Origin of the sequence: Streptomyces sp. MMCC 100, from assembly GCF_041538145.2 — a bacterium.
Lineage (GTDB): Bacteria > Actinomycetota > Actinomycetes > Streptomycetales > Streptomycetaceae > Streptomyces.
In genome coordinates, this window is the sequence record NZ_JBGORK020000001.1 from 2,636,409 (window position 1) to 2,648,596 (window position 12,188).

Sequence of the window (12,188 nt, forward strand, 5' to 3'; positions counted from 1 at the left end):
CTTCGCCAACCCGGCCGCCGGCAAGACCCCAGGACGCCGGTGTTGCTGTCAGAGGTGCTGACAGGCGGCGATCCGGACCGTGTCGCGTTGGGGCACTGTCATCCGGGTCTCAGGCCGGCGCGCTCATGCCGAATTCGGCGTCCACCCGATCACGCCGGCGAAGTGGCTGCGCCGCTCCTGCACCGACGAGGGCGCCAGCCCCGCAACGACGCCGGGCGAGTCGGCCGAGCTGCGCGAGGTCCGGAAGCGGATCCGGCTGGCAACACCAGTGAGGAACAGCCGATCAGCGCCCGTGTCTCCTCGGTCAGGCGGTCGGTCTCCTTGCGCAGCGAGTTCGGGTTCGGCTGCGGGCAGAGCTCGCGCAGCTGGTCCGGGCTGGTGAGGGCGTCCACCCGGAGGGAATCGAATAGCGAGCCGGAGGCATCGGTGTCGATCACCATACGGACGACCCTAGAAGGTGACCTGGTGACCTGAGCCGGAAACTGGAACGAGTGCCTGCCCGAAGAACCTCCGACGCACGTCACGGAGACGTGCGCGGGCGATCTTCGATGGCACTTGCTATGAGGTCGTGGATCACGAACTGCCCAGGTGCGCAGTTCTCCTTGAGGCGGGCGAGATTGTCGGAGCCGAACCAGTCGTAGGCGGAATGCTTGGACCATTCCAGCTTTGGGTGGTCCAAGTCGCCGTCGACCTCGACCAGGTAGTCGGCCTCGTGACGCAGGCCACCGCCGTCGTTCCCCGTCCAGGTCGTGGTGCCGAGGAACCGCCGCACGTGGGTCAGGCGCCAGCCGGTCTCCTCCTCGACTTCACGTGCGAGAGCCCCCAGAAGCGATTCCCCCTTCTCGACATGACCGCCCACAACGTCCCAGGCACCGGGAAACAGGCGACGGTCCCAGCTCCGCTTCTGGGCAAAGGCACGCCCCTCCCGGTTGAGGATGACAGTGCCGACGGTCCAGACCTCGTCCGCACCGGGTCTGGGCACCTCGACATCGTCGTTGACGGTGAACGACCGTTTGGGAGTGGGCATGACCGATAGCGTAGAGCTGGCCCTCGCCCGGCTGGCCGGAGTCGTCGTGGTCGGTGACAGCGAGCAGCCGCCGGGGACCGGGCTGCCTGCGCCGCAGACCGCAGTGGCCGCGATGCACCGCACCCCCCGATCCACGAACCGCGAACCAGGAACCAGGAACCAGGAACGACAACATGAGATGGGACAACCACCGCGTCGTCATCACGGCCGCCGGCCGGGACTTCGGGCGAACCCTGGCCATCCGCCTCGCGGACCTCGGCGCCGAGGTCTTCCTCTCGGCACGCCACCTCGCCGCCGCCCAACGAGTCCGCGACGAGATCCGCGACCGTGGCCATCAACGGGTGCACGCCTTCGCCTGCGACCTGACGGAGCCCGGCTCGATCCGCGACTTCGCTTCCGGCGTCGCGGAACACACCGAGCGCGTCGACGTACTCATCAACAACGGCTCTCGCTACCTGACAGGGCCGGACCTGCTGTCCGCAACCGACGCCGACGTCGTCGACACCATCGCCTCCGGCGCCACCGGCACGGTCCTGACCACGAAGAGCTTCCTCCCCCTCTTGCTCAACTCGGACAAGCCGGATGTCGTGACGATGGTCTCCGCATGCGGAACACCGGGCCACCACCGGTCCGACGCGCACGGCGCCTTCTACGCGGCCAAGAGTGCCCAGACAGGGTTCACCGAGATCCTCTCCAGGCGCCTGCGTCCTCAAGGAGTCCGGGTGATCTCGCTCTACCCGCCCGACTTCGACAATGCCGACCCGCTCTCCGAGGAGTGGGAGACCACTTCGCGCGAAGCCGAGGACGCGCTCACGGCGCAGTCGCTCGTGGAGTGCATCCTCTTCGCCGTCGCCCAACCTCGTGACTGCTTCATCAAGGCGTTCCACTTCGAACAGGTCTGACCCGTGCACTCGCCCGTCGCCGTACGACGGCTGACGCCAGGCCGCCCGGACGGCCATCGCCGACGGGCCGCGGGCATTCAGGCAGCTCCCGTTGCCGACTGTCACTCGGGCGGCCCGGGAGACGTCCCGCGGGGTCGTCGTGAACGTGTAGCCACAGGCGGTGGCGTTCTTCCCTATCAAGTCGGTGATGTTCACCGTTCCTTCGATGCCGCCGGCGTATCCGACGCCGAGGTGGACACCTCCGCGTGCGAGGGAGGCGATGCAGTCACCGAGCAGCAGGCCGGCGACGCCGTCGACCACGATGTCGACGCCTCTGCCCTCGGTGATGCGTGCGACACCGTCGGTCAAGGATCTGCGGGACAGGTCGATCACGTGCTGGTGACCAGCGGCGCGAGCGTGTTCCGCCTTGTCGGTGCGGCTTGCCGTGGCCAGGACCAGGGATGCGCCGAGCTCGCGGGCCACCTCCACGGCGCTCATGCCGACAGAGCCGCCGATGCCTGGTGCCAGGACGGTGCAGCCGGCCTTCAGCCAGGCCACCCCGGTCAGTACAAGGAAGGCGTCGTGCCCTGATGGAGTGGCATTCGGCCGGCGCTGCGCGGCGTCTATGCCGACGCGGAGGAGGCCGTTCGGCAGGAGCCAGTAGTTCCAGATCCGGGCCGACTGCGGGACCGAAGTGTCGATGTGCTGCAGGGTAGCGGGGTCGCGGGGTCGCTCACGGAGGGCGTCCGTTTCGGCCGGGAGCGGTGAAGCGCTACGACTGTCCAGTGCCGTATCAGACAACGTTCGCCCCGTCGGCACCTTCGCCCGGGTCAGGGTGGAGCCCGTCGTGATAGGTTCCTGCCGCCGTGCATCGCTGCAACTGAGGAGGTGAGACCGATCAACGCATTGACAGGTCGGGCCTCCCTCCCCCGCATGGCCTAGGGAGCGCCCGTAGAGGCATCCCGAAAGGCATGAATCGCTATGCGCTTCATCTCTGAGACGTCGTCCGACGGCGTCCGCGAACAACTCTTCACCCTCGGCGAGATTCCTGGCGTGTTGTGGACGCCGGAGGGTGCCGTCGCCACTCGTCCGCTCGTCTTGATGGGACACGGTGGCGGTCAGCACAAGAAGGCCCCTGACGTCCTGGCTCGTGCACGCCGCTTCGTGACCGAATGCGGGTTCGCGGTCGTGGCGGTCGACGTTCCCGCCCATGGCGACCGGCCGAAGGTTGAGGAGTACGACCGGATCGCGACTGAGAACCAGGCTCGCGTGGACGCCGGTGAAGAGTTGGCCCCGCTGATCGCCGACTTCCAGGCGCTCGTGGCCCGCCAGACCGTGCCGGAATGGCGGGCGGTCCTGGACGCGGTCCAGCAACTCGAGCACGTTGGCGCCGGCCCGGTGGGCTACTGGGGGGTCTCGCTGGGATGCGGACTCGGTGTTCCGTTCGTCGCTGCCGAACCGCGGATCCGCGCGGCGGTACTGGGCTTGGGCGGGATGCCGGCGTCGGCCGAGGCCGCCACGCGGATCACCGTCCCAGTGGAGTTCTTGGTGCAGTGGGACGATGAGCGGGTGCCGCGGGCTCAGAGCATGGCGCTGTTCGATGCCTTGGCCTCGGCCGAGAAAACGATGCACGCCAACCCCGGCAAGCACGGGGAGATCCCGGCATTCGAGCTGGAGAGCACGCTGAGGTTCTTCGCCCGGCACCTCGGCTGATACCGCGGCCTGCGACGCGCCGATCGGGAACCGGATCCCGATCGGCGCGTTCGCTGAAACCGGTCGGCATGGCCGACAGAGTTCAGCCTCGACAGATCGACGATGACGAGGGGCAGCGCCTGCTGCGGATCACCTGCAGAGGCACCGGGTCAGTGGTGACATGGCGGCGGGCCCAGATGGTCCTGCTGTCCGCGCAGGGCATGCCGGTGGCGAAGATGGTCTCTAGAAGAAGCCCAGCTTCTTCGGCGAGTACGACACCAGGAGATTCTTCGTCTGCTGGTAGTGCTCCAGCATCATCTTGTGGTTCTCCCGCCCGATGCCCGACTGCTTGTAGCCGCCGAAGGCGGCATGCGCCGGGTAGGCGTGGTAGCAGTTCGTCCACACGCGTCCCGCCTGGATCGCGCGGCCCGCGCGGTAGGCGGTGTTCATGTCGCGGGTCCACACTCCGGCGCCGAGGCCGTACAGGGTGTCGTTGGCGGTCTTGATCGCGTCGTCGAAGTCGTCGAAGGACGTGACCGACACGACCGGGCCGAAGATCTCCTCCTGGAAGATCCGCATGCGGTTGTGGCCCTCGAAGATCGTCGGCTGGACGTAGTAGCCGCCCTTCAACTCGCCGTCGTGCTCGATCCGCTCGCCACCGGTGAGTACCTTGGCACCCTCCTGGCGGCCGATGTCCAGGTAGGAGAGGATCTTCTCCAGCTGGTCGTTGGAGGCCTGCGCGCCGATCATCGTGTCGGTGTCCAGGGGGTGACCCGGCTTGATCAGCTCGGTGCGGGCGACGGCCGCCTCCATGAACTCGGCGTAGCTGCCGCGCTGGACGAGCGCCCGGGACGGACAGGTGCAGACCTCCCCCTGGTTCAGCGCGAACATCGTGAAGCCCTCGAGCGCCTTGTCGCGGAAGTCGTCGTCCTGCGCCCAGACGTCGTCGAAGAAGATGTTCGGCGACTTGCCGCCCAGCTCCAGCGTGACCGGTTTGATGTTCTCCGAGGCGTACTGCATGATCAGCCGCCCGGTGGTGGTCTCCCCGGTGAACGCCACCTTCGCCACCCGGGGACTCGACGCCAGCGGCTTGCCCGCCTCCACACCGAAGCCGTTGACGACGTTCAGGACTCCGGGCGGCAGCAGGTCCGCCACCAGGCTCAGCCAGTAGTGGATCGAGGCCGGGGTCTGCTCCGCCGGCTTCAGGACCACCGCGTTTCCGGCGGCGAGGGCGGGGGCGAGCTTCCAGGCCGCCATCAGGATCGGGAAGTTCCACGGGATGATCTGTGCCACGACCCCCAGCGGCTCGTGGAAGTGGTACGCCACGGTGTCGTCGTCGACCTCGCCGAGTGAGCCCTCCTGGGCGCGGACCGCACCCGCGAAGTAGCGGAAGTGGTCGATGGCGAGCGGGATGTCCGCCGCCAGTGTCTCGCGCACCGGCTTGCCGTTCTCCCAGCTCTCGGCGACCGCCAGGCGCTCCAGGTTCGCCTCCATGCGGTCGGCGATCTTCAGCAGGATGTCGGAGCGCTCGGTCACCGACGTACGTCCCCAGCCCGGAGCGGCCTCGTGCGCGGCGTCGAGTGCCCGCTCGACGTCGTCCGCCGTGCCGCGCGCGATCTCGGTGAACGGCAGGCCGTTCACCGGGGACGGGTTCTCGAAGTACTGCCCGCGCGCCGGCGGCACGTACTCCCCGCCGATGAAGTGGTCGTAGCGCGACTGATAGGAGACGATCGCGCCCTCGGTGCCGGGCGCCGCGTAACGGGTCATCCTGTGTGCCTCCCTCAACGAGCGCTGCCCGCCGTTGGACAGCTCTGCGCGTGAGGCTAGGAAGCGGGACGTTGCAGTGACGTTGCGTGCGCCGTCGTCACCGCCCGGTTTCCCGGAGCGCCGCCGGCCGGCGGGCGCTCACCACATGTCCGCCGCCGTCAGCTCGGACTCCAGCGCCGCGAGCCGGGAGCTGGTCGCCGCCGTGGGCCGGACCGCCGCGAGCGCGCGCCATACGTCGAGATCGTCCTCCCCCCACGGTGCGTGTGCCCAGTCGGCCAGCAGGTCGGGATCGCCACAGGCGATCAGCGCTGCCCGCAGACCGTCGGCCAGCCGGCGCCTGAGCCGTTTCACCGCCGGAGCCTGGGAGCCGGGCAGCAGTGGACCCGCGTACTCCGTCGCGGCCGCCGTGACCGCACCGGCCCGCAGCCGACGTTCGACGACGGCGGCGTCGGTCTCGACGGGCATCGTGAGCCGGTACGGCCGGGAGGCCAGCCGGCCGGGTCCCAGGATGCCCCGCAGCCGGGCCAGTTCGGCCCGCAGCGTCACCGGCGGCACCGCCTCGTCCTCGTAGAGCGCACACAGCAACTCGTCGCCGGTCACGCCCTCCGGGTGGTGGGCCAGCAGCACGACGATCTCGCTGTGCCGCCGGCTCAACCGGACCCGGCGACCGTCCGCGCTCAGCAGGGCCTCGTCCCGGCCGAGCGCGGTCAGTTCGGCCGACTCGGTCCCGGGCCGCTCGGGAGTGAGCAGCGCCAGCTGCGACTCCGCGGCACGTGCCACGGCCTGTACGAAACCCAGGCTGTGCGGATGCGCCAGACCGTCCCCACCGGTGATGTCCACGGCGCCCAGCACCCGCCCCGTGCGGGGATCGTGCACCGGAGCGGCGGCGCAGGTCCAGGGCTGGACCCGGCGTATGAAGTGCTCGGCCGCGAAGACCTGCACCGGACGTCCGACGGCCACCGCCGTGCCCGGTGCGTTCGTCCCGACGGCCGACTCCGCCCAGCGGGCCCCGGGCACGAAGTTCATCCGTCCCGCCCGGCGTCGGGTGGCCGGATGCCCCTCGACCCACAACAGCCTGCCGTGCGCGTCGCACACCGCGAGCAGATGCTCGCCGTCGGCGGCGAACGTGCCCAGGAGCTCCCGGACCAGCGGCATCACCCGCGCCAGCGGGTGTTCGGACCGGTAGGCGCCGAGGTCACCGTCCATCAGCTCCACGCTCGCGGTGCCGTCCGGGCCGACACCCGCCCGGACGGATCGCCGCCACGAATCCGCCACCACGGCGCGCACGGGCCGGGGCACCGTCCCCGCTTCGGTGAACGTCTCGTGGGCCCGGCGCAGTGTCCGCGCACGCTCCACGGGGTCGGCCCCCGGTTCCAGAGCCAGCCATGAATCAGTCAACTCGGCCTCCCCGGACGCTGTTGCGGTTTGGGACATCGTGACTCCGTGGATACGCACGGACAACCACTTCGACCAGCCGGATCACCCGAATGTGGCATCCCGAGCGGACGGGACGAAGACCGGCGAGCAGGTCAGGCGAAGTTGACCAGTCTGATGTAGCGGGTCCAGTCCCAGAAGGGTCCCGGATCCGTGTGGTCGCTGCCGGGTACCTCGTGGTGCGCGATGATGTGCGTGCGGTCCTTGGGGATGCCGTAGGCGGTGCAGATCGCCGCGGTGAGCCGGGCCGACTGCTCGTACAGGGCGTTGGTGAAGTACTCGGGCCGGTCCACCCAGCCCTCGTGTTCGATCCCGATGCTGCGGGTGTTGTAGTCCCAGTTGCCCGCGTGCCAGGCGATGTCCGCCTCACGGACACACTGCGCCACGTGCCCGTCGGAGGACCGCACGACGTAGTGCGCGGACACCTGCTTCTCCGGATCGCGGAAGATGGACAGGGCGTCGGCGTACGTCTCCTGTGTGACGTGGACGACCACGTAGTCGACGGGATAGGCCGTGGGGCGGCTCGATCGGCTGTAGTTGGACGCGCTCGCCGGCTGCCATTCGGCGGCGGGGTAGTCGACGGCACGTACCTGTGCTGCGGCCCGTGTACCGGAGAGCAGGGTGTACGGGACGGTGGCCAGCGCGGCACCCTTCAGGAGCCGCCGCCTGGTCGGAACGGGTGCTGTCCTTTCCCTGTCCATGGGGATTGCCCTTTCGTCGGTGGGGCTCTGGGCCCGGTGGGGGGTGGGTGCTCAACTGTTCGACATGACGGAGCGACATGGTTGCGGAGCAGAACGCCGACGCGGACGTCCGACCGCCCCGTGGGCGAGGTGCGTCCGCGTGAATCACCGTACGGGGACCGGGGGTTGTGCAGTAGAGCGCCGCGCCGTTCCGTGGACAGCCGCCGCCTTGTGGACACCGCGCTCACTCGATCGAGTGAACGGGGGGTGCGGGGCAGCTCCTCGGTGAATCCTCCGGCGGTGCGGTTCAGCCGTCACCGCGACGGTCGTCGCAGCATGTGGCCGACGTGTGGCACAGTGCCGTGCGATCGCTCCGTGGTCGCCGGTGGCGGGGCGCGGTGGGTGTCAGGCCCGCTCCGCCACCGCGCCCGGGTCGTCCAGGACGGCCCGCACCACGGAGTGTGCGGCGCCGAGCAGTGGTCCCTGCGGGCCCAGTTCCGACACCGCGACCGGGCAGGCCGGGCCGGCCGTGCGCCGGGCGAGTTCGTCGCGCAGTGACGGCACCAGCCAGGGCGCGAGTCCGGCCAGGGCGCCGCCCAGCACCACTCCCTCGGGGTCCAGCAGGTTGACCGCACCGGTGAGGGCGATGCCGAGCGCCGTGCCCGCCTCGCGCAGGGCACGCCGTACGTCCTCGTCGCCCTCCGCGGCACGCCCCGCGAGCAGCCCGACCCGGTCTTCCCCGGGTCCCACGCCCGCCGCGCGCAGTACCGCCTTCTCGCCCGCGTACTGCTCCAGGCACCCTCGCCCGCCGCAAGCGCACTCCGGCCCGTCGGGACGGACCGGCACATGACCGAGCTCACCAGCGAATCCGCGGGTACCGCGAAGCAGCCGGCCGTCGAACACCACGGCCGCACCGATGCCGATCTCGGCCGAGACATGCAAGAAGTCCTGGGGGGTGCCGTCACGGAGCCAGAGTTCGGCGAGTGCGCCGAAGTTGGCCTCGTTGTCCACGGTCAGCGGTATATCCGCGGGCAGCAGCGCGCCGAGGTCCGCGTCGTGCCAGTCCAGGTTCGGGGCGCGTACGACGGTCCGGCCGTCCCGTGCCACGAGACCCGGCACGGCGACCGCGAGCCCGGCCGGCCACAGTCCCTCGGCCTCCGCCTCCGAGACGACCTGCCCCACCAGGCCGGTGAGCTGCTCGAGTACCGGCTCCGGCGAACGGCCCCGGTTGCTCCCGTGCCGTACGGCACGCGCGCGTACCTGCCCGCGCAGGTCGACCGCGCAGACCGCGAGATGGTCGACACCGACCTCCGCCCCGATGCCGGCCGGGCCCCGCGCACTGACGGCGAGCGCGGACCCGGGCCGGCCCACGCGGCCGGGGCGTTCGGGGCCCAGCTCCTCCAGCAGGCCCGAGCGGACGAGTTCGTCCACGAGGGTCGACACCGCGGCTCGCGTCAGCCCGATCCGTGAGGCGACGGCGGCCCGGGACAGCGGGCCCTCGGCGCTGACGGCGTGCATCACGCGCGCGAGATTGCGGCGGCGCATTCCCTGCTGGGTGTCCGGCAGCGCGCGCCCGGGGCGGGCCGGGTGGGCTTCGTGCGGCGGTGCGGTCATGCCTCCGTCAGTCCTTGGTCTGTCGTCGCTCGGTCCGGTCCCGGGCCGCCGTCCCGCCGGAGCGGGTCGCGGCCGGCACCCGGAACGGGACCTCGGCCGGTGACCACTGGTCGCGGTCCACGTGCCCGGCGGTTGACGGCGGGACGCGCCGGTCGCGGTGCCCTGCCCCGTCCCGATCTGAGGGCGCCCCGTTCCTGCGGCGCCCCGCAGGAACGGTTCACGGGTGTCGGCCGGTGGACCCGCTCGTGCGAGCGCGTCCTCAGTGGGAGGCCGCGTCCCCTTCCAGCAGTGGTGCCGCGTCGGAGACTACCCCGGTGATCCTGTTCAGCGTCGCCTCGTCCCGTTCCACTGCCTCGAGCACCGGCCCCGCGGCCGTGTTCCAACGCCGGGCGACCGCGGCCGCGTCCTCGCCGGTCAGCAGGCCGGCCGCCTGCGCGGCGGCACCGAGCGCAACCAGTTCCCTGGCCTCCGGGATCTGGACCGGGCGCCCCGACAGCCGCCGTACCGTCTGCTGCCAGGCCGCCCCGCGGGCGCCGCCGCCGATCAGGAGCAGCGGCGCGGACGGATCCGCGTCGGCGTCGAGGACCAGGTCGAGCGCGCCGAGCAGCGAGTGGACGGCGCCGTCGTACGCGGCCTGGAGCAGCTGGCCGGCGGTCGTGTCGTGGCGCAGCCCGTACAGGAGGCCGGAGGAGTGCGGGAGGTTCGGGGTGCGCTCGCCGTCCAGGAAGGGCAGGAGCGTGGCGTCGGTGCCGGGCTCGACGGCTTCCCGGTCCAGGTGCAGCAGGGCAGCGACGCGGTCGACGGCGAGCGTGCAGTTGAGGGTGCAGGCCAGCGGCAGCCAGTCGCCGCGCGCGTCGGCGAAGCCGGCCACGGTGCCGGTCGGGTCGGCGGGCCGGCGCTGCGACACCGCGTACACCGTGCCCGACGTGCCGAGGCTCATCACGGGGACGCCGGGGCGCAGTCCGAGGCCCAGCGCGGCGGCCGCGTTGTCGCCGGTCCCGGCGGCGACCAGGGTGCCCTTGGAGAACGGCAGGCCGTGGCCGTCGCGCACGGTACCGGCCACCTCACCGGGCCGGACAACCCGGGGCAGCAACGCCGGATCGAGCCCCACGCGCGCGAGGATCCCCTCGTCGTACGCCTCCGTGCCCGACGCCCACCAGCCGGTGCCGGACACGTCGCCGCGGTCGGTGGTCCCCTCACCGGTGAGGCGCTCGGTGAGGTAGTCGTGGGGGAGGCGTACGGCCTTGACCGCGCGCGCCGCGTCCGGCTCGTGCTCGGCCAGCCAGGCCCACTTGGTGACCGTGAAGGAGGCGCTGGGCACACTGCCCGTGCGCTCCGCCCAGGCCTTGGCGCCGCCCAGCTCGTCGATCAGACGGCGGGCCTGAGGGGCCGAGCGCACGTCGTTCCACAGCAGGGCGGGGCGCACCGGCTCGCCCTGCGCGTCCAGCGTGACCAGACCGTGCTGCTGCCCGCCGATGGACACCGCGGCGGCCTCGCGGGCGGCCTCGCCGCACTGGCTCAGGGCCTCGCTCAGCGCGTCCCACCACTGGCGGGGATCGCTCTCCCGGCCGGTCCCGGAGGACACGGTGTGGGGCGCCTGGCCGCTCGCGACGACCCGGCCGGTGGCCGCGTCGACGACCAGTGCCTTGGTGGACTGGGTGGACGTGTCCACGCCGACGACGAGCGGACCCTCGGCTGCTGACATCGGGCTTCTCCCTCTTCCGGCGGGTCCTGGGACCCGGACTTCACTCCTTCGGGGACACCTTGTCCCTTCCCAGGACCGTGTGTGCATACTAATTTGTAAAGCGCCATGACGAAATAGTCGGCAGCGAGTGATCGGCAGCGAGTGAGGAGCCGCGGAATGAACTACCAGCCCACTCCCGAGGACAGGTTCACGTTCGGTTTGTGGACGGTCGGCTGGCAGGGCCGTGACCCGTTCGGTGACGCCACCAGGCAGGCCCTGGACCCGGCGGAGTCCGTGCGGCGTCTGTCGGAGCTGGGCGCGTACGGCGTCACGTTCCACGACGACGACCTGATCCCCTTCGGGTCGAGCGACACCGAGCGGGAGTCGCACGTCAAGCGGTTCCGGCAGGCGCTGGACGCGACCGGCATGAAGGTGCCGATGGCGACGACCAACCTGTTCACGCACCCCGTGTTCAAGGACGGCGCCTTCACGGCCAACGACCGGGACGTGCGCCGTTACGCGCTGCGCAAGACGATCCGCAACATCGACCTCGCGGTCGAGTTGGGCGCGAGCGTCTACGTGGCCTGGGGCGGCCGGGAGGGCGCGGAGTCCGGCGCGGCCAAGGACGTGCGGGACGCCCTGGACCGGATGAAGGAGGCCTTCGACCTGCTGGGTGAGTACGTCACCGAGCAGGGCTACGACCTGAAGTTCGCGATCGAGCCGAAGCCCAACGAGCCGCGCGGTGACATCCTGCTCCCGACGGTGGGACACGCCCTGGCGTTCATCGAGCGTCTCGAGCGGCCGGAGCTGTACGGGGTGAACCCGGAGGTCGGCCACGAGCAGATGGCCGGTCTCAACTTCCCCCACGGGATCGCCCAGGCGCTGTGGGCGGGCAAGCTCTTCCACATCGACCTCAACGGCCAGTCGGGCATCAAGTACGACCAGGACCTGCGGTTCGGCGCGGGCGACCTGCGGGCCGCGTTCTGGCTCGTCGACCTGCTGGAGCGGGCCGGGTACGCGGGTCCGCGGCACTTCGACTTCAAGCCGCCGCGGACCGAGGACCTCGACGGCGTGTGGGCGTCGGCGGCCGGCTGCATGCGCAACTACCTGATCCTCAAGGACCGGGCGGCGGCCTTCCGTGCCGACCCGCAGGTGCAGGAGGCGCTGGCCGCGGCCCGGCTGGACGAGCTGGCCCGTCCCACCGCCGAGGACGGTCTCGCCGCCCTGCTGGCCGACCGGAGCGCCTACGACACCTTCGACGTGGACGCGGCCGCCGCGCGCGGCATGGCCTTCGAGCACCTCGACCAGCTCGCCATGGACCACCTCCTCGGCGCTCGCTGATCGGGCTGGCCCCGTGTGCGCGCTCCGGCCCGCTCGGCGCTCGCTGATCGGGCCGGCCCCCGTGTGCA

At 71.0% G+C, this 12,188-nt stretch carries 10 protein-coding genes and 2 pseudogenes; 4 read left to right on the top strand and 8 right to left on the bottom strand.

The window, feature by feature from the left end:
- Window positions 1–149 precede the first annotated feature (149 nt).
- Entirely contained in the window at window positions 150–440 is a 291-nt protein-coding gene (locus tag ABS735_RS12225) for a hypothetical protein (protein WP_373906024.1), read from the bottom strand.
- Window positions 441–520: 80 nt separating this feature from the next.
- A complete protein-coding gene (locus tag ABS735_RS12230) occupies window positions 521–1,027 on the bottom strand; it encodes an NUDIX hydrolase (RefSeq protein WP_373906023.1) in 507 nt (168 codons plus the stop codon).
- A gap of 173 nt (window positions 1,028–1,200) precedes the next feature.
- Between ABS735_RS12230 and ABS735_RS12235 the strand changes: the two genes are divergently transcribed.
- Entirely contained in the window at window positions 1,201–1,929 is a 729-nt protein-coding gene (locus ABS735_RS12235) for an SDR family oxidoreductase (RefSeq protein WP_373906022.1), read from the top strand.
- A 171-nt stretch (window positions 1,930–2,100) separates the two neighbouring features.
- Here ABS735_RS12235 and ABS735_RS12240 read toward each other — a convergent pair.
- Window positions 2,101–2,406: pseudogene (locus ABS735_RS12240) on the bottom strand (zinc-binding dehydrogenase); the annotation flags it as partial.
- A gap of 483 nt (window positions 2,407–2,889) precedes the next feature.
- Between ABS735_RS12240 and ABS735_RS12245 the strand changes: the two are divergent.
- Together ABS735_RS12245 and ABS735_RS12250 are read left to right on the top strand one after the other, a co-directional pair.
- Window positions 2,890–3,621, top strand: a complete 732-nt coding sequence (locus ABS735_RS12245) for a dienelactone hydrolase family protein (RefSeq protein ID WP_373906021.1) — start codon at window positions 2,890–2,892, stop codon at window positions 3,619–3,621.
- 68 nt (window positions 3,622–3,689) lie between these two features.
- Window positions 3,690–3,839, top strand: a pseudogene (locus ABS735_RS12250) (IS630 family transposase); the annotation flags it as partial.
- 4 nt (window positions 3,840–3,843) lie between these two features.
- Here ABS735_RS12250 and exaC read toward each other — a convergent pair.
- From exaC to xylB, 5 genes are all read right to left on the bottom strand, one after another.
- A complete protein-coding gene (gene exaC, locus ABS735_RS12255) occupies window positions 3,844–5,367 on the bottom strand; it encodes an acetaldehyde dehydrogenase ExaC (protein WP_373906020.1) in 1,524 nt (507 codons plus the stop codon).
- Between the two features lie 138 nt (window positions 5,368–5,505).
- Complete coding sequence (locus tag ABS735_RS12260) at window positions 5,506–6,765, bottom strand: GAF domain-containing protein (RefSeq protein ID WP_373906019.1); 1,260 nt, start codon at window positions 6,763–6,765, stop codon at window positions 5,506–5,508.
- Window positions 6,766–6,896: 131 nt separating this feature from the next.
- A complete protein-coding gene (locus ABS735_RS12265) occupies window positions 6,897–7,502 on the bottom strand; it encodes an N-acetylmuramoyl-L-alanine amidase (RefSeq protein ID WP_373906018.1) in 606 nt (201 codons plus the stop codon).
- Window positions 7,503–7,886: 384 nt separating this feature from the next.
- Window positions 7,887–9,095, bottom strand: coding sequence for an ROK family protein (locus ABS735_RS12270; protein ID WP_373906017.1), 1,209 nt, complete (start codon window positions 9,093–9,095; stop codon window positions 7,887–7,889).
- Window positions 9,096–9,354: 259 nt separating this feature from the next.
- Window positions 9,355–10,800 (bottom strand): xylulokinase, encoded by a 1,446-nt coding sequence (gene xylB, locus ABS735_RS12275; RefSeq protein WP_373906016.1) that lies wholly within the window; start codon window positions 10,798–10,800, stop codon window positions 9,355–9,357.
- A gap of 156 nt (window positions 10,801–10,956) precedes the next feature.
- Between xylB and xylA the strand changes: the two genes are divergently transcribed.
- Window positions 10,957–12,120 (top strand): xylose isomerase, encoded by a 1,164-nt coding sequence (gene xylA / locus ABS735_RS12280; protein ID WP_373906015.1) that lies wholly within the window; start codon window positions 10,957–10,959, stop codon window positions 12,118–12,120.
- Window positions 12,121–12,188: the final 68 nt, after the last annotated feature.

Excerpts from the sequence above, each read along its gene's own strand:
- ABS735_RS12230 (WP_373906023.1), bottom strand. The coding sequence starts at position 1,027 with ATGCCCACTCCCAAACGGTCGTTCACCGTCAACGACGATGTCGAGGTG.
- ABS735_RS12225 (WP_373906024.1), bottom strand. The coding sequence starts at position 440 with ATGGTGATCGACACCGATGCCTCCGGCTCGCTATTCGATTCCCTCCGG.
- exaC (WP_373906020.1), bottom strand. The coding sequence starts at position 5,367 with ATGACCCGTTACGCGGCGCCCGGCACCGAGGGCGCGATCGTCTCCTAT.
- ABS735_RS12270 (WP_373906017.1), bottom strand. The coding sequence starts at position 9,095 with ATGACCGCACCGCCGCACGAAGCCCACCCGGCCCGCCCCGGGCGCGCG.
- xylB (WP_373906016.1), bottom strand. The coding sequence starts at position 10,800 with ATGTCAGCAGCCGAGGGTCCGCTCGTCGTCGGCGTGGACACGTCCACC.
- xylA (WP_373906015.1), top strand. The coding sequence starts at position 10,957 with ATGAACTACCAGCCCACTCCCGAGGACAGGTTCACGTTCGGTTTGTGG.
- ABS735_RS12235 (WP_373906022.1), top strand. The coding sequence starts at position 1,201 with ATGAGATGGGACAACCACCGCGTCGTCATCACGGCCGCCGGCCGGGAC.
- ABS735_RS12265 (WP_373906018.1), bottom strand. The coding sequence starts at position 7,502 with ATGGACAGGGAAAGGACAGCACCCGTTCCGACCAGGCGGCGGCTCCTG.
- ABS735_RS12245 (WP_373906021.1), top strand. The coding sequence starts at position 2,890 with ATGCGCTTCATCTCTGAGACGTCGTCCGACGGCGTCCGCGAACAACTC.